The 21285-nt window shown below is 65.0% G+C and carries 12 protein-coding genes; 11 read left to right on the top strand and 1 reads right to left on the bottom strand.

What is annotated here, in order from left to right; genetic code table 11:
* Positions 1–15: 15 nt before the first annotated feature.
* The 7 genes from J8I26_RS22630 to J8I26_RS05025 all read left to right on the top strand — a co-directional run bounded on the left by J8I26_RS22630 (position 16) and on the right by J8I26_RS05025 (position 11043).
* Positions 16–3213, top strand: a complete 3198-nt coding sequence (locus tag J8I26_RS22630; RefSeq protein WP_245200132.1) for a malto-oligosyltrehalose synthase — start codon at positions 16–18, stop codon at positions 3211–3213.
* A 358-nt stretch (positions 3214–3571) separates the two neighbouring features.
* Entirely contained in the window at positions 3572–5278 is a 1707-nt protein-coding gene (gene pgi / locus J8I26_RS05050) for a glucose-6-phosphate isomerase (protein ID WP_209604619.1), read from the top strand.
* A gap of 87 nt (positions 5279–5365) precedes the next feature.
* Positions 5366–5899 carry a hypothetical protein gene (locus tag J8I26_RS05045; RefSeq protein ID WP_209604617.1) on the top strand — a complete coding sequence of 178 codons (534 nt, stop codon included), beginning with the start codon at positions 5366–5368 and terminating at the stop codon, positions 5897–5899.
* 370 nt (positions 5900–6269) lie between these two features.
* Positions 6270–7871, top strand: a complete 1602-nt coding sequence (locus J8I26_RS05040) for an ATP-binding protein (RefSeq protein WP_209604615.1) — start codon at positions 6270–6272, stop codon at positions 7869–7871.
* Between the two features lie 58 nt (positions 7872–7929).
* A complete protein-coding gene (locus tag J8I26_RS05035; RefSeq protein ID WP_209604613.1) occupies positions 7930–8379 on the top strand; it encodes a response regulator in 450 nt (149 codons plus the stop codon).
* A gap of 53 nt (positions 8380–8432) precedes the next feature.
* Positions 8433–10451 (top strand): response regulator, encoded by a 2019-nt coding sequence (locus J8I26_RS05030; protein WP_209604612.1) that lies wholly within the window; start codon positions 8433–8435, stop codon positions 10449–10451.
* Between the two features lie 247 nt (positions 10452–10698).
* Complete coding sequence (locus J8I26_RS05025) at positions 10699–11043, top strand: hypothetical protein (protein ID WP_209604610.1); 345 nt, start codon at positions 10699–10701, stop codon at positions 11041–11043.
* A 61-nt stretch (positions 11044–11104) separates the two neighbouring features.
* Here J8I26_RS05025 and J8I26_RS05020 read toward each other — a convergent pair whose 3' ends face one another.
* Positions 11105–13312, bottom strand: coding sequence for an ATP-binding protein (locus tag J8I26_RS05020; protein ID WP_209604601.1), 2208 nt, complete (start codon positions 13310–13312; stop codon positions 11105–11107).
* A 569-nt stretch (positions 13313–13881) separates the two neighbouring features.
* Here J8I26_RS05020 and J8I26_RS05015 point away from each other — a divergent pair.
* The 4 genes from J8I26_RS05015 to J8I26_RS05000 all read left to right on the top strand — a co-directional run bounded on the left by J8I26_RS05015 (position 13882) and on the right by J8I26_RS05000 (position 21129).
* On the top strand, positions 13882–14040 hold the full coding sequence (locus J8I26_RS05015) for a hypothetical protein (protein ID WP_209604599.1): 159 nt from the start codon (positions 13882–13884) through the stop codon (positions 14038–14040).
* A 13-nt stretch (positions 14041–14053) separates the two neighbouring features.
* Positions 14054–14449 carry a hypothetical protein gene (locus J8I26_RS05010; RefSeq protein WP_209604597.1) on the top strand — a complete coding sequence of 132 codons (396 nt, stop codon included), beginning with the start codon at positions 14054–14056 and terminating at the stop codon, positions 14447–14449.
* Between the two features lie 338 nt (positions 14450–14787).
* A complete protein-coding gene (locus J8I26_RS05005; protein ID WP_209604595.1) occupies positions 14788–18732 on the top strand; it encodes a PAS domain S-box protein in 3945 nt (1314 codons plus the stop codon).
* A 213-nt stretch (positions 18733–18945) separates the two neighbouring features.
* Positions 18946–21129, top strand: coding sequence for a TonB-dependent receptor (locus J8I26_RS05000; RefSeq protein WP_348635279.1), 2184 nt, complete (start codon positions 18946–18948; stop codon positions 21127–21129).
* The last annotated feature ends 156 nt before the right edge of the window (positions 21130–21285 follow it).

Raw genomic sequence — 21285 nt, 5'->3', positions numbered from 1 at the left:
GGAGAGAAGATGGAGATGGATACCCGCGACAACGCCCGCGCCGAGCGCCTGGCAGAAAAGACCGCGCAGCGCCTGCCGCAACGGCGCAGCCGCCGGGACGTCCCGCGCGCCACGGCGCGGCTGCAGTTCAACCGCGACTTCCGCTTCGAGCACGCGGCCGACCTGGTCGGCTATTACGACACTTTGGGCGTGAGCCACATCTATGCCTCGCCCATTCTCGTGGCGCGGCCAGGCTCGACGCACGGCTACGACGTGGTCGACCCGACCCGCGTCAATCCCGAGCTGGGCGGCGAGAAAGGGCTGCGCAAGCTGTGCGATCGGCTGCGCGAGCACGGCATGGGCCTGATCGTCGACATCGTGCCCAACCACATGGCGGTGGGCACGCACAATCCCTGGTGGCAGGACGTGCTGCGCTGGGGCCGCAGCAGCCGCTATGCGGCGTGGTTCGACATCGACTGGGACAGTCCCGATCCGGCGCTGGCCGGCAAAGTGTTGCTGCCGTTCCTCGGCCAGTCCTATGCCGAGGCGCTGGAGGCCGGCGAGCTCACGCTGCGCTTTGACGAGCAGCACGGCCAGCTTTACGTGGCGCACCACGACAACCATTTTCCGTTGTCGCCTCATGACTACGCGGTAGTGCTGGAGACCGCCGGCAGCGAACGGCTGGCGCCGGCCATCGCGCTGTTTGCCGCGCTCGACCAGGGCGAGCGCGCGCCCGAGCAGCTGGCCGCCGCCGGTTGGCAGTTGCTGCGCGAGCTGGCGCAGGACGCCGACGGCCTGGCCGATATTGACGCCGCGCTGGCCGCCTTCTCGGCCTCGCAGCCGCAGGGCGCGAGCGAGATGCACCAGTTGCTGGAGCGCCAGCACTATCGCCTGGCCTTCTGGCGCAATGCTGCCGACGAGATCAACTGGCGTCGCTTCTTCGAGGTCAGCGAACTGGCCGGCATGCGGGTGGAGTGCGAGGAGGTATTCGAGGCGATGCATGTCGAGATCTTCCGTCTGTACGCCGAAGGCCTGATCGACGGCGTGCGGCTGGACCATATCGACGGCCTGCTCGACCCCGGCGGCTATTGCCGGCTGCTGCGCCGACGCCTGCGCGCCTTGCGCGCCGGGCATGAGCCTTACATCATCGCCGAGAAGATCCTGGCGCGCGACGAACGCCTGCCGCATGAGTGGGAGCTGGACGGCACCACCGGTTACGAATTCATGGACCAATGCGCGGCGGTGCTGCACGACGCCGAGGGCGAGCCGGTGCTGGACGACATCTGGCGCGGCATCGTCGGCGAGCTCAGCGGCGATGCGCATGCCGCAGCCGCAGCGGCTGCGCCCGATACGCTGCCGGGGCGGCAGGATCAGCAGGAGCGGCTGGACCAGCCGCCGTCGGCACGGTCAGCGCCGGACGACGAGCCGACGCCCGCGATGCCGCTGCTGGCCCGGGCGCAGGAGAATCAGGCTGGGTTGGAACCGGTAGATCGCATGCTGGGCCGGCGACGCTGCGAGCTGGGCGATTTCGAGGCCATCGTGCGCGATGCCCGGCGCAGCTTCCTGGTGCGCAATTTCGCCGCTGAATTCAATGCCCTGACGCTGTGCCTGCACCAGTTGGCGCGCAGCGCGGTGCAAACGCGTGAACTGTCGTTGATGGCCATACGCCGCAGCGTGGCCGAGCTGCTGGTGCATTTCCCGGTGTACCGCACCTATGCCACCGCCGACGGCATGCCGGCCGCCGAGCGCGAGACGCTGGCCTGCGCCGCGATTGCCGCCAGCGCCACACTGCACGCGGCCGACCATGCCACGCTGCATGTGGTGGAAGGCTGGCTGGGCGGCGACCTCCTTCACGGCGCTGCTGACCAGACCCGGCGCGCGCTGCAACTGCGCGCCATCGCGCGCTTCCAGCAGCTGACGCCGCCGCTGACGGCCAAGTCGGTGGAGGACACTGCCTTCTATCGTTACGGCCGGCTGCTGTCGCGCAACGAGGTCGGCTCCGATCCGGCGCAGTTGACGCTGCCGGTGCAGCAGTTCCACCGCCTGGCCCAGTTGCGCGCGGCCCACGCGCCGTACAGCCTGCTGGCCACCGCGACCCATGACCACAAGCGCGGCGAGGACGCGCGCATGCGGCTGGCCGCGCTGTCCGAGATCCCTGAGGAATGGCATACGCTGCTGCGCCACTGGCGCGCGCTCAACGCGTCCATCGTGCAGGCCACGGCGGGCGAGCAGGGCGCCATCGACGCCGCCGACGAATGCATGCTGTACCAGACCCTGATCGGCGCCTGGCCGGACGGCATGCGCGCCGTCGACGATGACCTGCAACCGCTGGAGCAGCTGGCGCAGCGTGTGATCGAATGGCAGCGCAAGGCGCTGCGCGAAGGCAAGCGCCGCAGCGACTGGCTGTCGCCGCAGCTGGCCTACGAGCAAGCCTGCGAGCGCTTCGTGCGGGCCTTGCTGTGTGACCCGGGGCTGGATCCGCGCCATCATCCTTTTTTGGTCGAGCTGGAAGAGTTCGTGCGGCGGCTCTCGCCGCTGGGCACCGTCAACAGCCTGACGCAAACCATGCTGAAGTTGTGCGTGCCGGGCATTCCCGATTTTTACCAGGGCACCGAGCTGTGGGACCTGAGTCTGGTGGACCCTGACAACCGCAGCGCGGTGGACTTCCCGCTGCGCGTGCGGCGCCTGGCCGATGCGGTGAGCCGGCCGGTGTCGCTGCGCGAATGGCAGAGCGGCGGCGCCAAGCTGCAGCTGATCCGTGCGGTGCTGCACTACCGCCGCCAGCACGCCGCGCTGTTCGGCGCGGGGGGCTATATCCCCTTGTCCACCCACGGCAAGCTCGCGCGCCATGTGATCGCCTTCGCGCGCATTCTGCCGCCGGCTGACAACGCGGGCGAGGAGGGCGAGGAGGGCGGGGAGGACGGCGGCCCGGGCTTGCGCGTGGTGCTGGTGGTCTGCACGCGCCTGTCGGCGAAGCTGCTGAACTTCGAGGCGCCGCGCGACGACGCCTTGCCGCTGGTGTCGTCGGAGGCCTGGGGCGATACCAGCATCGCCGTGCCGGCGGTGCTGTCGCACGGTGCCGGCCAAGGCCCGCGTCGTTGGCGCAGCGCGCTCACCAGCGGGCACGGCGTATTGAGTGAGCGCGCGCTGCCGGATGGCGAACACGGCGGTCATATCGCCGTGTCCGAGATCCTCGGCAGCCTGCCGGTGGAGCTGCTGGAATTGCACGACTGAAGCGTTTCGGCGAAATCCGACAGGAGGGCGTCGCTCCTGCCCGACACTTCTGCGCTGTGATGGGTGCAATGCAGCAATTTCCGGTTTTCCTACAAGGAAATGGGCGGCAGTCCTATCGCTGTCGCTTTCGCGCCGCCGCTAACATTCTTGGAGCCTAGCCCCCCTCCTGCAGAGCTTGGGGCGCACCGGCAAGCCTTCGGCCACGAGACGGCGAGGCGGGAAAGCGCCAGGCGGCGTCCACACGTGAGCCCCTTCATCGGGATGCTCGGGTCTTGATGGGCGTTGATGCGATGCGTCAGAAATTGATGCTTGCCTGATGTCTTCCCGCTACCGACATCAAGAACAAGGAGCAATATTCATGACCACTTTGCCCGCCAGCGACATCCAGTTGCCTCTCTTCATCTACGCGCAGCGCGAACCCCTGACGCAGAAAAGCGCATGGATCGCCCTGGATGAACACTACCGCGACCGCGCCAGCCATTTCCAGCTGAGCCGCCTGTTCGCCGCCAACGACAAGCGCGGCGAGACCATGGTGGCCGAGGGCGCCGGCATCTATCTGGATTACTCCAAGAACCTGGTCACCTCCGAGACCATGGCGCTGCTGATGCAGCTGGCCCGCCAGTGCGGCCTGCAGGACCGCATCGAGGCCATGTTCCGCGGTGACAAGATCAACAACACCGAGGGCCGCTCGGTGCTGCACACGGCGCTGCGCAAGCCGGCCGGCGAACGCCTGGTGGTGGACGGCGAAGACGTGGTGGCCCAGGTGCAGGAGGTGCTGGGCCGCATGGAACAGTTCGCGCACCAGGTGCGTTCTGGTGAATGGCTGGGGCATACCGGCCGTCCGATCCGCCACGTCGTCAACATCGGCATCGGCGGCTCCGACCTGGGCCCGATGATGGCGCATGAGGCGCTGCGCTACTACAGCAAGCGCGACATCAGCCTGCATTTCCTGTCTGACGTCGACGGCGCCGCGCTGCTGGAAACGGTGCGTGCGCTGCCGGCCGAGCAGACCCTGTTCATCGTCTGCTCCAAGACCTTCACCACGCTGGAAACCATCACCAACGCCCATGCCGCCCGTACCTGGCTGGTCTCCCAGCTGGGCGACGAGAAGGCTGTGGCGCGCCACTTCGCCGGCGTCACCACCAACATCGAGGAAGCCGGCCAGTTCGGCATCGACCCGGACAACATGTTCGGCTTCTGGGACTGGGTCGGCGGGCGCTACTCGATGACCAGCGCGATCGGCCTGTCGACCATGATCGCCATCGGCCCGGAGAACTTCCGCGAGCTGCTGCGCGGCTTCCATGCAATGGACGAACACTTCCGCACCGCGCCGCTGGAGCGCAACCTGCCGGCCATCCTCGGCATGCTGACGGTGTGGTACACCAACTTCTTCGGCGCCTCCAGCCAGGCGGTGCTGCCGTACAGCCAATACCTCAAGCGCCTGCCGGCCTACCTGCAGCAGCTGACCATGGAGAGCAACGGCAAGCACATCACCGTCAACGGCGAGCCCATCGAATACCAGACCTCGCCGGTCTATTGGGGCGACAACGGCATCAACGGCCAGCACTCGTTCTATCAGATGCTGCACCAGGGCACCCAGCTGGTGCCGTGCGACTTCATCGGTTTCTGCAAGCCGCTGGAACAGATCGGCGACCAGCACGAGCTGCTGATGGCCAACATGTTCGCGCAGTCGGAGGCGCTGGCCTTTGGCAAGGGCGCCGATCAGGTGCGCGAGGAAGGCACGCCCGAGGAGCTTGTGCCGCATCGCGTGTTCGAGGGCAACCGCCCCAGCAACAGCATGCTGGTGGAGGAACTGACCCCCTACAGCCTGGGTACGCTGGTGGCGCTGTATGAGCACAGCGTGTTCACCCAGGGCGTGATCTGGAACCTGGATTCCTTCGACCAGTGGGGCGTGGAGCTGGGCAAGCAGTTGGCCAAGCGCACCGCGCGCCAGCTGATCGATCCCAACCAGCCGCTGCACCATGACAGTTCGACCAATGCCTTGATCCGTCGTTTCCGCGACTGCAAGCAGCAGCATGAGCAGCCCCAGGCCAAGGCGGCCTGAATCTGCAGACACCGCGCGTGACGGCGGCAGCGGGCAGCAGATCCGCGCCGTCGGCAGGCGATGAACCCGGAGGATGAGGAGACAGCTATGAGCATCATCATCGCAGGGCAATTCCAATTGCAGGATCAGGCCGCGCAAGCGGTGGACAGCCTGGTCGACGCCGGCTATGCACGCGCCGGCATCAGCAGCTTCTTCGTCAATCCGGCCGGGCAGCACGACACCTTTCCGGTGGGCGGCGACCGTAACAAGTCGCCCGGCGCCGAGGACACCGACAAAGGCGCCGTCGCCGGCGCCGCTACCGGTGCGGCAGCGGGCGTGGCCGTCGGCGCCGTGACCGCGCCTGTGACCGGACCTGCGGGCCCGGCCCTGGGCGGCTTGGTGGGCGGCCATCTTGGCAGCCTGGTGGGTACGCTCGGCGCCACCGACGATGGGATTCACCGTCGCCGTGCCGCAGGCATGCTGGTGGCGGTGGAGGTGGCTGACGGCGAGCAGGAGCAACGCGCCATTGCGTTGCTGCAAGAACTGCAGGCCGACACGATAGAACGTAACGAAGGCCATATCCGAAATGGCGATTGGGAAGACTTCGATCCGCTGGCGCCGCCGGTGCTGGTGGCTGCCTGAATCCGGTCGCCTGGTACTCTCCTTCCGCCCCGGCGCACTCGTCGCCGGGCACTCTCCGGTTTGCGCGTGTAGGCGTGCAAACCTGATCCAGCGCATCTTTCACACAACGCTGCAAATTCAGCTCGGCAGTTACGGTGCATTTGTTTCATGTGAGTTTATAATCGTCCGTAACAATTGATTACCGGAAAGCGGTCTGTCGACCCAGGCAACCGCAGGCAATAACAAGAAGACAACGCCGCCGGCGCAGCATCAGAAGATAGAAAAAGATAGATAAAGCGACAAGCGCAAGGAGGGCCGCGCCGCCGGCCACGGCGCGCGGAAGGCTGCCTGTGATTCGGCAGCATGCAGGTCCCCACACGGACAAGTACACATGAGATTACTGACCAAAGGTTTGCTGATCGTTGCGATCCCAAGCTTGTTCGAGCTGCTGTTGCTGGCATCCCTGTTCAAGTCGCAGGCGGACGCCGAAGAGGCCGAGCGTTGGGCGGCGCATTCCGCACTGGTGATGAACAAGGCCGCCGAGGTGCGCGAGCCGATGCTGCTGGAGTCTTCCCGCATCCGCAATTCGGTGATCGTCAACGATCCCAAGCCGATCAGCCGCCCCGAAATGTGGGCCGACCTGGAGATCAAGGTCGGCGAGCTGGAAAAACTGGTGGCCGACAACCCCGAACAGACCCGCACCATGCAGGGCATACGCGAAGCCATCGTGAGCTACCGCAACTGGGCCGACAGCGCGCGCGAGCGTTTGCAGAACGGCCAGCGCGAGGATCTGGTGAACCAGCTGCGCGACGAGCAGGGGCCGCACCGCTTGGCCGATTTCCGCAGCCGACTCAACAAGTTCATCGACTTTGAGCGCCATCTGGGCGACGAGCGCAACGAGGATCTGCAGGACGCGCGCGAGTCGCAGACCCTGCTGCTGATCGCCTCGGTGCTGGGCTCGATCGTGGCGGCGGGGCTGGCGTCGTTTGCCTTCACCCGCAACATCGGCAAGCGCATCGGCATCCTGACCGACAACGCGCAGCGTCTGGCCGAGGGCCGCCAGCTGGCCGCGCGGGTGCACGGCAAGGACGAGATCTCGCAACTGGACGACGTGCTGCATCAGACCAGCGACCGCCTGATCGAGGCCAGCCGCCTGGCGCAGGCTTACCGCGAAGAAGTGGAGCAGCGCGCTCGCGAACTGGCCGAGGTCAATACCCATCTGCGCCAGCAGACGCAGGACAACGAGATGTTCATCTACAGTGTGTCGCACGACCTGCGTTCGCCGCTGGTCAACCTGCAGGGCTTCAGCAAGGAGATCATGCACGCCACCGGCGACCTGGCCGATGAGGTCGCCAGGCTGGATCTGCCGGACGAGAAGAAGAGCAAGATCCGCGCGCTGATCGAGGACGACCTGCACACCTCGCTGCGTTTCATCCAGAATGCGGTGACGCGTTCGGCCAGCATCATCGACGCCATGCTGCGCCTGTCGCGCGCCGGGCGCATCGAATACCAGCCGGTGATGCTGGACATCAACGTCATGACCCAGCGCATCGCCGACGCCATGAGCGGCAGCATCCGCTCGCGCGAGGCGGCGGTCAGCATCCAGCCGGGCATGCCGCAGGCCTGGGGCGATCCGACGGCCATCGAGCAGGTGTTCGGCAACCTGGTGGGCAATGCGGTCAACTACCTCGACCCCAAACGGCCGGGGCGCATCGAAGTGGGTTGCATGAGCGGCGACGGCGCCGGCGCCGAGGAAGCGCTCAATACCTACTATGTGCGCGACAACGGCCTGGGCATTCCGGCCGGCCACATGAGCAAGATGTTTACCGCCTTCCAGCGCCTGCACGGCAACGTGGCACAGGGGGAGGGCATCGGCCTGGCGCTGGTCAAGCGCGCGGTGGAGCGCCACGGCGGCAGGATCTGGGTCGAGTCGACCGAGGGCGTGGGCACTACCTTCTTCGTCGCGCTGCCGTCGCAGCCGGCGGCGGCCTGAGCCTGAGAGGCCGGCAACACGTTTTTCCTTTTCCAAAAACACAGCAAGCGGGGCGACCATGCCGACAGAACACAGCGTAAATATCATCCTGGTGGAAGACGACGACGGCCACGCGCTGCTGGTGGAGAAGAACTTGCGGCGCGCCGGCCTGGTCAACGGTTTCCTGCGGTTGAAGGACGGCCAGGAGGCGCTGGATTATTTCTTCAAGGGCGAGAGCAACGGCGACATGCAGCAGGTGGTGGTGCTGCTGGACGTGAATATGCCCAAGGTGACCGGCATCGAGGTGCTGAAGCAGCTCAAGGCCGACGTCACCACCACCGCCATCCCGGTCATCATGCTGACCACCACCGATGATCCGCGCGAGATCGAGCGCTGCTACGAATACGGCTGCAACGTCTACATCACCAAGCCGGTGGAGTACGACGACTTCATCGAGGCGGTGCGCCGCCTGGGCTTCTTCCTGCAGGTGGTCAAGCTGCCGGTGAACCCGGCCGGGCAACGTGGATGAGCGCCTGCAAGCGCGCGGATGAAGGCAAGAATGAAATTCGGAGTTGAAACACGATGAGCAATGAAGCAGCCGCCCATGTATTGATCCTGGAGGACGACGAAGGCCTGTTGGCGCTGGCCAGCCGCGTGCTGAAGAAGCACGGCCATCGCGTCACCGCAGTGGGCAATGCCGACGCCGCGCGCGCGGCGGTGGCGCAGGAACGTCCGGACCTGCTGATCGTCGACTACAACCTGCAGGCGCTGGACACCGGGCTGGACTTCTTCCGTACGCTGCGCGCAGCCGGCGTGGATATCCCGGCCATCATGGTGTCGGGCGTGTCGGACGAGCCGCGCATCATCGAGGCCTTGCGCGCAGGCGTGTCCGACGTGCTGCCCAAGACCAACGACTATCTCGATTACCTGCCGGAGGCGGTGGAGCGCCTGCTCAACCAGCTGCACCTGCAACGCCAGTCCGAGGAGTCGGCGCGTCTGCTGCAGCAGGAACAGTACTACCGCATGGTGTCGGAGGCGATTCCGCATCTGGTGTGGTCCTGCCTGCCGGACGGCGCGTTCGATTTCCTCAGCAAGCAGTGGCTGGAGTACACCGGCGTCGAGATGGAACAGCAGCTGGGCCAGCAGTGGATCGATCTGGTGGTGCACACCGACGACCGCGCTGCCGTTCGCGCTGCGCTGCTGCGGGCGGTGCAGTCCGACGGGCCGGGGCCGCGCCAGATGCTGGTGGATTTCCGACTGCGTCGCCATGATGGGCAATACCGCTGGTTCACCTGCAACGGCGCGCCCTTATTGTGCACGGACGGGCATGTGCAGAAATGGCTGGGCACCTGCACCGACATCAACGACCTGAAGCGCGCCGAGTATGACCGCGAAACCCTGCTGGCCGCCGAACGCCAGGCGCGCGCCGAGGCCGAGCGCATGACGCGCGTGAAGGACGAGTTCGTCGCCACGCTCTCGCACGAATTGCGCACCCCGCTCAACGCCATCATCGGCTGGGCCCAATACCTGCTGCGCGACCCGGGAGACGCCGGCAAGCTGCAGAAGGGCATGCAGGTGATCGAGCGCAACGCCAAGCTGCAGGCGCAGATGGTGGAGGATCTGCTGGACATGAGCCGCATCCTCTCCGGCAAGTTGCGCCTGGATGTGCAGCGGGTCGACATGGAGGCGGTGATCGACGACGCCATCGCCTCCGTGCAGGCTGCGGCCGACGCCAAGGAGATTGCGCTGGTGGTCGACTTCGGTGCTGCCGGCCTGGTGCTGGGCGATCCCTCGCGGCTGCAGCAAGTGGCCTGGAACCTGTTGATGAACGCCATCAAGTTCACGCCGCGCCTGGGGCGCGTGACGGTGACCCTGCGCGCGGCCGGCGACCAGGTGGAGATGGAAGTGGCCGACACCGGCCAGGGCATCAAACCGGAATTCCTGGCCAGCGTGTTCGACCGCTTCAGCCAGGAGGATCCCAGCCTGAGCCGGGTTGCCACCGGCCTCGGGCTCGGCCTGTCGATCACGCGCCAGCTGGTGGAATTGCATGGCGGACGAGTACAGGCGGCCAGCCCGGGGCCGGGGCTGGGAGCGACGTTCAGCATCATGCTGCCCAAGGCTGCGGCGCAACGCGAAGACAGCGGCGCTACCTTGTTGCGCGAGCAGCCGCCGGAGGACCAGCCCGAACTGTCGGGCCTGCATGTGCTGCTGGTGGAAGACGAGGTCGACGCGCGCGAGCTGGTGCAGCGCATGCTGGAGGAGCGCGGCGCCACGGTAGACGCGGTGGGTACCGCCGACGAGGCGATCGATGCCTTCCGTGCGACGCGCCCGGGCGTGATCGTGAGCGATATCGGCCTGCCGGGGCAGGACGGCTATGAGCTCATGCGCAGCCTGCGCGCGCTGGAGAGCAGCCGTTACGACGGCCTGCCGATGACGCCGGCGGCCGCCCTGACCGCGCTGGCCCGCACCGAAGACCGGCGCCGCGCGCTGATGGCGGGCTTCCAGGCGCATATCGCCAAGCCGGTGGATCCGCTGGAGTTGCTGTTCCTGATCGCTGCGCTGGCGGGACGCACCGGCAGCCGCTCGCACATGATGAACTGAGGTGGAAGCAGACGTAGCTTCTCCATCAGGCTATTTCATCGCGCCTCATCCTCATGCAGCCACGGCGGTTGGCTCGAGGTTGGTTGAGGCGCCATCCATAATTTTTTGAATCTGGCCGATTTTTATCTGCGTCCAGAATCTCCTCGTTCCCGAGCCGATCCTATTGCCGCCGATGTTGCTCCGCTCGCCGTTGCGCGGCGGGGCAGGAGGCAATTCGCGATATTTGCTAACGAAGAGATTGGATTGAATGATGAACAACAACGCAAAGAAAAACTGGGCGCTCTTTTGCGCCGCCTCTCTTGGTGCAATCACCCTGATGGGTTGCGCCGAAGGCATGGCGCGCATCCATGCCGCCGGTGATCCGGTGGTGGAGGTCTCCGCCGACAAACGCGGGGCGTTCGGCCGGGACGTGCGGCAGGTGCGGGCTCCGCTGAAAGTCACCAAGGGCAGGGATGGCGAATGCTGGGATTACCAGGCCTCGGCCAATGGTGCCAGCCAGCCCTACTATGTCGTCATCGGTCCGGGCGACCGGGTCGGCAACCGAGCGTTCAGGACCTGCGCGGAGGCGATCAGGCAAGGCGAGTTCCGCTGATCGCGCGCCCGACAAAAAAAGCCCGCTGCATCGACATGCAGCGGGCTTTTTTCATGCCTGCTCAGGCGGCGGGGCCGACCGGCAGCGTGACGGTGAAGGTGATGATGCCGTTCTCGCAATCGACGGCAATCTGGCCGCCGTGGCCGTTGACGATCTCGCTGACGATGTACAGGCCCAGCCCCAGGCCGCGGCTGTTGCGTTCGTTGCCCAGCGACTCCTTCTTGTACGGCTTGAACAGGTTGTTGCGCACCTGCAGCGGGATCGGCGCGCCGTGGTTGGACACCGAGATGGTCAGCAGGTCGTCGCGGCGGAAAGCGATGATGGTGCAGGGCTTGCCGATCTCGCCATGATGACGCGTGTTGGAGAGCAGGTTGGAGATCACCTGGCTGACGCGATCGCTGTCGAGCTCGATCTCGCCGCAGTCTTCCGCCTCCAGCAGGATTTCGTTGTCGGGATAGGCCATGCGCGCCTCGTTGACGATCTCGCCGATCATCTTGCGCACGTCGATGCTGCGGCGCTGGATGTCCAGGCCCAGGCCGCTTTGCAGGCGGCTGATGTCGAGCACCTGCGAGATCAGGCGGTGCATCCGGCTCGACGACGAGGAGATGCGCTTGCTGAGGTTGGAGCTCGACGGCGAGTGCTCGCGCACCTCGATCATGCGCGCGGCCATCATGATGGCCTGCAGCGGATCGCGCAGGTCATGGCCCAGGGTGGCCAGCAACGTCTCTCTGGCGCGCTTGACCATGTTCTCGTTGGACAGCGCCACTTCCTGCAGGTCCAGGCGCAGCTGCACCGCCACTTCCAGCAGCGTCTTGTCCCACGGCAGGCTCTTGCCGCGCACGGTTTCCTTCCAGACGGCGAAGGAGCCGCGCGGCGTCAGGCGCGGGCCGAGCGGGCCGATCGTGTATTTCTTCTCCGGATTGCCGCCCCAGCGCACGTCTTCCACCTGCTCGCTGCGGAACCAGAAGGCATAGCCGTTCTGTTCCCGGTAGAAGCGGATCGCCAGCACGCCGCAGACGTCGCCCAGCGCCGCCTTCAGGTCGGGCACATCGGCGCCCAGCGAGCTGGTGTGGAAGATGTCGGCGCTCTCGTTTTCATTGAGCCAGTTGATCAGCGCGTTGACGCCCTCGCGCGACGGCGCCTTGCCGAAGGTCTGGGTCTTGCGGTCCAACGAGATGGCGCCGCCGTGGCTGGACATCAGGCGCAGGAAGCCGTGGTAGTCCGCGCCCAGCGCCAGCACGATGTCTTCGCGGTCGGTGACCTGGGCCACAATTTCACGGCGCAGCGCGGCCGAGTGTTCCAGAAAGCGCGCGCGCTCGCCGTTGAGGTTGCGCTCTACCAGCGTGCTGACGAACTGCGACAACAGCTGGCACGACATGCGCACCGCATGCGGCACCAGGTGCGGCGTCATGTGATGGCAGGCGATCAGGCCCCACAGGCGGTCGCCGATCACGATGGACAGGCTCATCGACGCGCCCACGCCCATGTTGGACAGGTATTCGATATGCACCGGAGACACGCTGCGCAGGTTGCTGTGCGAGAGGTCGAGCGGGCGACCGGTGAGCGGATTGATATCGGGTTCGATCGGCACCGGATGATAGCCGACGTCGGCGATCAGACGGATCGGGTTGATCACGTACAGGCGGCGCGCCTGCGCGGGAATGTCGCTGGCCGGATAGCGCTGGCCGAGGAAGGGCTCGAGGTCGGCGCGCTTGTGTTCGGCGATCACCTCGCCGCTGTCGTCGTGCAGGAAGCGGTAGGCCATCACGCGGTCGAAGCCGGTGATGCGGGCGATCTCGTCGACGGCCAGCGTGAGCAGGTCTTCCACGCCTTGCTGACGCTGGATGCGCTGGATCGCCTGGTGCGCCGTCAGGGCGAAGGAGTCGAGCGCGAGCGCGTCAGTCGGGCGCTTTTCGAACTCGGCGATCAGCATGCCTTCGGATTTGTGGGTAACCACATCGAAGGGACCCGAGGCCAGCATCAGCAGGCGCGAGTCGATGTAGCCATGGCGATCATCGAGCGCCGCGCGGATGGCGGCGCGCGCTTCGGCCGTGAGATGGCCTTCGTCGAGCGCCTGGCCGATGCCGGGCAAGGGGCCCAGCAGGTCGGTGGCATTGCGGCTGCAGCCGGCCAGCGCACCGTCGGGCGCGAAGGTCAGCAACACTCCGTGCGCCTGGATCGAACCTGGAATGTGGATCGGCTCCTGGTCGCAATTGCTCAGGTCGACGGGACGCTTGCGGCGCTCGTTCTGGTAATACGGGTTGCTCATGCAGGATGTCTTTCCCGGAACCGCGGGTGTGGTGGCTTGTTATTGTCGCCGTGGACGGCTTGCGCCGTAGCCGCATCGGGTTGCGGGAAGTGGATGATGGTCTCGTCGTGGTCCGCGTCGCGGCTGTCAGCGTGTTGCCGGCAGCGCTGCGGGGGGAGTTCATGAAGGCCGTCTTTTAAAACGCAATTATAGGCTGCGAATCAAATTGACGCGAAGTAATTTCATCTTTTCATCAAATATCTATTGAACGGATATTTGTTCTCCAGGCATCGCATGCCCCGGGATTTTTCCGCTTTGTCCTACAAATGAATCCGGCGGCGTCCGATATGACTCATCAATGCCACACACTATGATCGGCAAGCTTGCAAAAAGATCGTCTGAGAGGCGACGGCAACAAAGCGATTTCGCGCATGAAGAACGAAGTTCAATGCGTGATTGCGAGAAAATGTTCAGAGGCAATATTGCTGTGTCGACCGGCTTAAACAAAATCTTCCCAAGACGTGGAGTTTGGCTAAAATAATTTTGTCGGCGACCGCAGCGAATTGAAACGCAATCGGGAGTAAACCACCATGCTGTCGATGAAACAGAAAGAGAAAATCGATCGCAGCTTCGACGGATCCACGCGTCTCGTGGACCAGTGGGAGCGGGAGTTGCGGCGCGCCGCGGCCGAATCGAAGAAGCGCACGGAACCACGCGACCAGCGCAGCTCGCCAGCGTTGGAACTTTGACAGGGGTAGCATCATGGACAAGTCCGATTCCGCACATCAGTCCGACAAGAACATCTCGATCCAGCAAGGCGATTGGGATGCCTACCGTAACCACATCGAAAGCCATGCGCACATTGCCAGCACGCATGAGGCGCCACGCCTCGAGGAGCAAGAAGACGATCCGCGCAGCGCGTTCGGGGTTGGCGAATTGCCGCGCGACAGCTCCGGCCAGCCGCTGACCGACGAGGACGATATCCTGGCCTATCGCCGTGAATGCGCGCGCGCCTACATCGGCATGAACGGTCGTCTGGGCGGCCGTGCCTATCACGCCAACGAGCCGGTGATCCTGACCCAGGACGCTGTCAACGAATTGGCGGAACTCAATCGCATCCTGCGGGAAGAGCGCGCGCAAAAAAAGAAGTCGCGCTGAAGCGGCCCGGCGACAACTGTTGTCGGATGAGTGCTCAAAGCTGTGTAGGAAAACAGGAGGTGGCGCGCGAAGCCTTGAGGAGACTGGCTTCGTGGGCCACGCGCCGACATCTTGCCGATGGCGAGAGGATTCGGATCCCGGCGAGCTTCCCGTATAATCGACCGATATATTTCACAAGACGCCGCACTGCCGCAATGACAGGCAAAGCCGGTGTGGGGGCAGGGCGGTTCTGACAGGACGAACGGATGCGTCGAACAATCATTCGAAAGCGCATCGACAATGGCAGCGAGGACTGGCTGCCGCCCGGATCTAAAGTGCTTACACGTACGTTTCACGACATGGCAGAAATTTCTTGGTTGCGCGGCGGTGGTGTGGCCGGCCGGATGGTATCCGCGTCCGACTGGTCCGGCTCTGCGCTGGGCGAGCCGGCGCAGTGGTCGCCGGCCTTGCGCACTTCGCTCAACATCGCGCTGCAGTCGCCGTCCCCCATCCTGTTGATCTGGGGCGATGCGCGCAGCATGCTTTACAACGACGCCTTTGCCGCCTGTATCGGCGAGCGCCATCCCGCCGCATTCGGCGCCAGCCTGTCCGAGGTACTGTTCTGGCCCGACATCCGCCAGGCCCATGAAGCCGCCATCGAAGCCTGTTTCGACGGTCGCCGGCAATTACTGGAGGATCAGCACGTGGCATTGCCGGCCGAGTCCGGCCAAAGCGACGAGGCCTGGTTCGATTTTTCCTATGTGCCGGTGTTCGGCGCCGACGGCGTGCAGGTGGAAGGCGTCATGTGCGCCATCATCGATTCGACCCGCCTGCCGCGCGTGGGACGCCGCATGCCGCAGGATGCGCAGCGCCTGCAGAAGATCAACCGTGAGCTGACCGTGGAGCGCGACAACGCGCAACAGGCCAACCGTGAGCTGTCGGCCGAGACCCGTTTCGTGCGCGAGCTGCTGGAGCAGTCGCCCAGTTTCATGGCAGTGGTGCGCGGCCCCGAGCACGTGTTCGAGATGGTCAACCGTTCCTACTTCACGCTGTTCGGCGACCGCCCGGTGATCGGGCGTCCGGCGCGCGAGGCGTTTCCGCAGCTGCTGGACGAAGACCTGTTTGAGTTGCTCGACCGCGTCTATCGCAGCGGCGAGACCTATACCGCGCGCGGCGCCCGGCTGTTCCTGCGCCGTGCCCCGCAGCCGCAGAGCGACCGCGACAGCCAGTTCTCCGAAGTCGTGCTGGACTTCGTATTCCAGCCGATGAGCGGGGCCGACGGCAAGGTCGAAGGCATCTTCATCGAGGGCTTTGACGTCACCGAACGCTTCGCCGCCGAGGAGCGCTTGCGCATCGCCGACAGCGCCGGCGGCATCGGCATCTTCGAGTGGTTCCCGGACTCCGGCAAGCTGCTGGTGTCGGATCGCTTCCGCCAGCTGTGGGGCTTGCCGCACGAGGGCGAGGTCACCGCCGACAGCCTGGTCTCGATGATCGCCGAGGAGCATCGCCCGCAGCTGGGCATCGCTACCATCAAGGATCAGGAACGACGCAATCCGCTGGAATACACCGAATACCGCATCACCCGCCCCGACGGCCAGACGCGCTGGCTGGCGCGCAAGGGCGAAGTGGTGCGCGACGATCCGCGCACCGACAAGCGCTATGTCGGCGTGGTGTTCGATGTCACCGCGCGCAAGATGATGGAGCAGGCATTGGCTGCTTCCGAGGCCAGCGTGCGCGCCAACAATGCCTTCGTGCGACAGCTGCTGGACTCGACCGACCAGGGCTTTTATTCCATCGACCGTAACGGTCTGGTCACGCTGTGCAACGCCGCCTTCCTGCGCATGCTCGGCTTTTCCAGCGAGAAGGATGTGCTGGGACGTGCGGCGCATGAGGTGATCCACCATTCGCATCCGGATGGCAGCGTCTACGCGCTGGCCGACAGCCCGGTCTACCGCGCCGCGCGCGACGGCGTGACTGCACAGGTCGACAATGAAGTGTTCTTCCGCGCCGACGGCAGCAGTTTCCCGGTGCAGTATCAGGCCCATCCGGTGTGGCAGGACGGCGTGCTGCAAGGCGCGCTGTGCACCTTCGTCGACCTGACCGAGCAACGCCGCGGCATGCAGGCGCTGCTGTGGAGCGAGAACCGCCTGACCGCGATCTTCAACCAGGCCTCGGTATGCTTCTCCGAGCTCGACCTGCAGGGACGTTACCTGCGCGTCAACGATGCGCTGTGCCGCATGCTGTGCCGGACCGAAAAACAACTGATGCAGATGACGCTGGCCGAGGTCACCCATCCAGAAGACGTGCCGATGAACATGGCGATGTTCAATCGCTGCATCGAGGACGGCAAATCGTTCACGCTGGAGAAGCGCTATGTGCGGCCTGACGGCAGCACGTTCTGGGTCTCCAGCAATATCAGCCGCATCGTCGACGCCGAAGGACGGCCGCAGGCCATGATCGCGGTGTCGACCGACATCACCGAGCGTCGCCGCGCCGAGGAAGCGCTGCGCGAGCTCAACGACACGCTGGAGCAGCGCGTGGTCGAGGAAATCCTGGAGCGCAGCCGCGCCGAAGCCGCGCTGGGCCAGATGCAGAAGATGGAAGCCGTGGGCCAGCTGACCGGCGGCGTGGCGCACGACTTCAATAACGTGCTGCAGATCATCGGCGGCAACCTGCAGCTGCTGCAGTCGGACCCGTCGCTGGAAGAGCGCAGCCGCCAGCGCGTGAAGGTGGCCATCGGTGCGGTCGATCGCGGCGCCAAGCTGTCCTCGCAGCTGTTGGCCTTCGCGCGGCGCCAGCCGCTGCAGCCGCGCAGCATCAACCTCGAGCGCGTGGTGCAGAACATGGACGACCTGTTGCGTCGCGCCGTGGGCGAGACCATCGAGATATCGACCGTCATCACGCACGAGTTGTGGAACACCATGCTCGATCCCAACCAGGTCGAGAACCTGATCATCAACACCGCGATCAACGCGCGCGATGCCATGCCCAGCGGCGGCCGCCTGACGCTGCAGATCGACAATGTGCATCTGTCCGATCCCTATTTCCTGTCGCAGGCCGACTTGGCGCCGGGCGAGTACGTGGAGCTGGCGATTTCCGACAACGGCCACGGCATGTCGCCGGAGGTGCGCGAGCGCGCGTTCGAACCCTTCTTCACGACCAAGAAGGAAGGCGAGGGCACCGGCCTGGGCCTGTCGATGGCTTACGGTTTCGTCAAGCAGAGCAAGGGGCACATCAGCATCCACAGCGAGCCGGGGCACGGCACCACGATCCGCATCTACTTCCCGCGCTCGCGCGAGCATGAGGTGCTGATCGACGACAACCGCGAGATGGAAGTGCGCGGCGGCGACGAGACCATCCTGGTGGTGGAGGACGATCCGAACCTGCAGCTGACGGTCATCGACACGCTGGCCTCGCTCGGCTACCGCGTGCTCAAGGCCGACAACGGCGAGCGTGCACTGGCTATCGTGCAAAGCGGCATCCATATCGACATGGTATTTACCGACGTGGTGATGCCGGGCAGCGTGCCGGCCACCGAGCTGGCGCGCCAGGCGCGTCAGTTGCTGCCGGGGGTGGAGGTGCTGTTCACCTCGGGTTATCCGCGCGACGCCATCGTGCACGAAGGACGGCTGGACGCCGGCGTCGAGTTGCTGTCCAAGCCATATCGCATCAACCAGCTGGCGCGGCGTATCCGGCACATGCTGTCCAACCGCGCGCATCATGAGCAACTGGCGCAAAGCGCGGCGCGCAAGGAAGCGCCGGCCGATGCGTCCGGCGCCGCCACTGCCACCATCCACGTGCTGCCGGTGGCCGAGCGCCAGCGTAAGGCCGAGCAGGAGCCGGCACAGTTGGAGCAGGCGCAGGCACATGCCCATACCAATGCGCAAGCCGGCTATGCCGCCTCCAACGGCGCGGCCGTGCCACCGACGTCCTCAATGCCTGCCGACGGCGGCCTGCGCCTGCTGGTGGTGGAGGACAACATCGATTCCCAGCAATTGGTGTGCGAATTGCTGGAGACCCTGGGCCATGCCGCGCGTGGCGTCACCAGCGGCGAAGAGGCCGAGAAGGCGCTGGGGGAGCAAACCTTCGACGTGCTCTTTACCGACGTCAACCTGCCCGGTATTTCCGGCGTCGACCTGGCGCGCAATGCCGTGCAGCGCTTCCCCGACCTGGCGGTGATCTTTGCCTCCGGTTACGGCGCGATGGTGGCGCGCAACGTGGGCTTCGCCTCGCACTCGCTGCCCAAGCCCTACGACATCGACCAGTTGCAGGACATTCTCAAGAAGATCGCGACTGCTGCCTGAGGTATCGATTGCATCGCTATGTTGGTTCGCAAGTCACGCGGCTCCTTCGGGAGCCGCTTTTTTTGGCGGGTGCTCGAGAAGTCGGGAATGTTAATTTTTCGGCAATGCTCCGGGGGGGAGTAGATCAAGCTTTGTAAGTTCTGTTTTCATTTGCTGACAGCTTCTTTAAAATAAATAGGAATTATTTCTATTTACATTTAAAGAGGATCGAGAGTGAAGCAGTTCAACCAGTTTGCGGCGCGGCCAAGCGCCATGTCGCGCGCATTGCGCAAGGCATTTGTCTACATGACGCTGGCGGGCACGCCCGCATTGTTGAGCACGGCGGCATACGCCCAAGCTGTCGCCAACGACGAGTCGACCAGCGCGACCGGCGTTGGGGCTGGTGATGCCGCCTTGCCCACTGTCACCGTCAACGCCGCCGGCGAGAGCGGCCAGCACCTGCAGACGCAATCGGCCAATGGCGCGCTCGGTTCGCGCTCGGTGCTCGATACGCCGTTCTCGATAACCAGCGTCACCGCAGACGACCTGGCCGACAAGCAGATCCTGAAGCTGGGGGACGTGTTTTCCAACGATGCCTCGGTCAGCGACAACAGCGGCGGCTACAGCGCCTGGGCCTCCTACATCACCATCCGCGGCCTGCCGGCCGACTGGCAGAACTCCTTCCGTATCGACGGCAAGCCCTTCCTCGGCTACGGCATCACGCTGCCGTACGACCACTTCGAACGCATCGACCTGCTCAAGGGCTCGAGCGGCTTCATGTACGGCTTCGGCACGCCGGGCGGCCTGGTCAACTACATCAGCAAGAAACCGACCGATACCCCGGTGCGCAGCGTCAGCGTGGGCTATACCAGCGGCAACATCTGGAGCGAGCACGTCGACCTGGGCGGGCGTTTCGGCAACGACCAGATGTTCGGCTACCGCCTCAACGCCACGCACGACCAGGGCGAAACCTTCAACGAGGGCTACCTGCGCCGCAACTCGGTCTCGCTGGCGCTGGACGCGCGCCTGACGCGCGACCTGACCTGGGATTTCCAGTCGATCTGGCAGAACAGCAACTCGGATGACCAGACGCCGTCGATCTACACGGCAAACTACACCGGCGCCACGCTGCCGTCGGTCATCAGCGGCGGCAACCGCACGCTGGTGGGACCGGGCCAGCACCTGAACACCAACTTCCAGCTCTACCAGACCGGGCTGACCTACCGCATCAATCCGGACTGGAAGGCCAACCTCAGCTATAGCCATAGCAGCGCCCGCCGCAACCGCAACGAGCAGACCATCTACCTGAAGAACGCCGCCGGCGATTACGACAACTACCGTTCGGACTACCTCGAGGCCCATACCTACGACCAGTGGCAGGCGATGGTGGAAGGCAACGCCAGGACCGGCTTCCTGGAACACCAGCTGGTGTTCGGCGCATCGTGGCAGAAGCAGGTCAACGACTACACCGTCAACTCGATCTATCAGCTGTCCGGCACCGGCAATATTTACGCGCAGAACACTAACGCCTACTACAGCAATACCGCGCTGCGCACCTATCACGCCGGCGAGATCACCCAGCAGGCGCTGTTCGCCAGCGATACGCTGAAGTTCTCGGAGCGCTGGTCGGTGCTGGCGGGCTTGCGCTACAACCAGTTCGAGCAAAACGCCTTCGGCATCGGCGGCAACCGGACCTCGACCTACAGCAAGAACGCCACCACGCCGACCGTGGCGCTGATGTTCAAGCCCGAGCCCAACACCACCGTCTACACCAGCTATGTGGAGTCGCTGGAGCAGGGCGGCACGCCCAGCCTGGGCCAGGACAACTACGGCCAGCAGCTCAAGCCGCTCACCAGCAAGCAGTATGAAGTCGGCGCGAAGACCAGTCAGCAGGGCTGGAGCGCGACGGCGGCGTTGTTCCGCATCGAGCGCGCCGCCGAGTACACGCTGGGCAATGCGCTGGTGCAGGACGGCCAGTCCATCTATCAGGGCCTGGAGCTGGGCGGCGCTTATCGTCCGGCGCCGCAGTGGCAGCTGGGCGCCAGCCTGATGTTGCTCGACGCCACGTACAAAAAGGGCAGCACCTTCACCGGCAACCGCGTGGCCGGCGCGCCGAAGAACATGGCGACCGCGCAGATCGCCTACCTGGTGCCGCAAGTGGCCGGCCTGAAACTGATGGCCGACGCCAAGTACACCGGCAACACCATGCTGCGCGCGGCCAACGACATCGAATTGTCGAGCTATACGCTGTTCAACCTCGGCGCCAGCTACACCACGCGCCTGGGCAAGTACGACACCACCTTCCGGGCGGCGGTCAACAACCTGCTGGACAAGCGTTATTGGCAATATCAGTACGAGAACTACATCAAGCCGGGCGACCCGCGCACCTTCAGCGTGAGCGCCAAGCTTGATTTCTGATCGGGGCAGCGGTGCCGCTGGTAGTACAATGCCAGCCGGCGCTCGCCCATGTCCGCATTGCGGCGGCGTCCCTCGCGGGGTGCCGCCGTTTGCGTTGAGCTCGGCGGCAGCAGCCGTACTTTCCAGACAACCCAACCCAGACCAAGCCAGCACCCG

Origin of the sequence: Herbaspirillum sp. LeCh32-8 (genome assembly GCF_017814915.1) — a bacterium.
In the GTDB taxonomy this organism is placed as follows: Bacteria; Pseudomonadota; Gammaproteobacteria; order Burkholderiales; family Burkholderiaceae_D; genus Herbaspirillum.
This window is presented reverse-complemented; position numbering and strand designations above follow the sequence as displayed.

What these genes read in the sequence shown, in the direction of transcription:
- J8I26_RS22630 (WP_245200132.1), top strand. Translation starts at nt 16, where the DNA reads ATGGATACCCGCGACAACGCCCGCGCCGAGCGCCTGGCAGAAAAGACC.
- pgi (WP_209604619.1), top strand. Translation starts at nt 3,572, where the DNA reads ATGACCACTTTGCCCGCCAGCGACATCCAGTTGCCTCTCTTCATCTAC.
- J8I26_RS05045 (WP_209604617.1), top strand. Translation starts at nt 5,366, where the DNA reads ATGAGCATCATCATCGCAGGGCAATTCCAATTGCAGGATCAGGCCGCG.
- J8I26_RS05040 (WP_209604615.1), top strand. Translation starts at nt 6,270, where the DNA reads ATGAGATTACTGACCAAAGGTTTGCTGATCGTTGCGATCCCAAGCTTG.
- J8I26_RS05035 (WP_209604613.1), top strand. Translation starts at nt 7,930, where the DNA reads ATGCCGACAGAACACAGCGTAAATATCATCCTGGTGGAAGACGACGAC.
- J8I26_RS05030 (WP_209604612.1), top strand. Translation starts at nt 8,433, where the DNA reads ATGAGCAATGAAGCAGCCGCCCATGTATTGATCCTGGAGGACGACGAA.
- J8I26_RS05025 (WP_209604610.1), top strand. Translation starts at nt 10,699, where the DNA reads ATGATGAACAACAACGCAAAGAAAAACTGGGCGCTCTTTTGCGCCGCC.
- J8I26_RS05020 (WP_209604601.1), bottom strand. Translation starts at nt 13,312, where the DNA reads ATGAGCAACCCGTATTACCAGAACGAGCGCCGCAAGCGTCCCGTCGAC.
- J8I26_RS05015 (WP_209604599.1), top strand. Translation starts at nt 13,882, where the DNA reads ATGCTGTCGATGAAACAGAAAGAGAAAATCGATCGCAGCTTCGACGGA.
- J8I26_RS05010 (WP_209604597.1), top strand. Translation starts at nt 14,054, where the DNA reads ATGGACAAGTCCGATTCCGCACATCAGTCCGACAAGAACATCTCGATC.
- J8I26_RS05005 (WP_209604595.1), top strand. Translation starts at nt 14,788, where the DNA reads ATGGCAGAAATTTCTTGGTTGCGCGGCGGTGGTGTGGCCGGCCGGATG.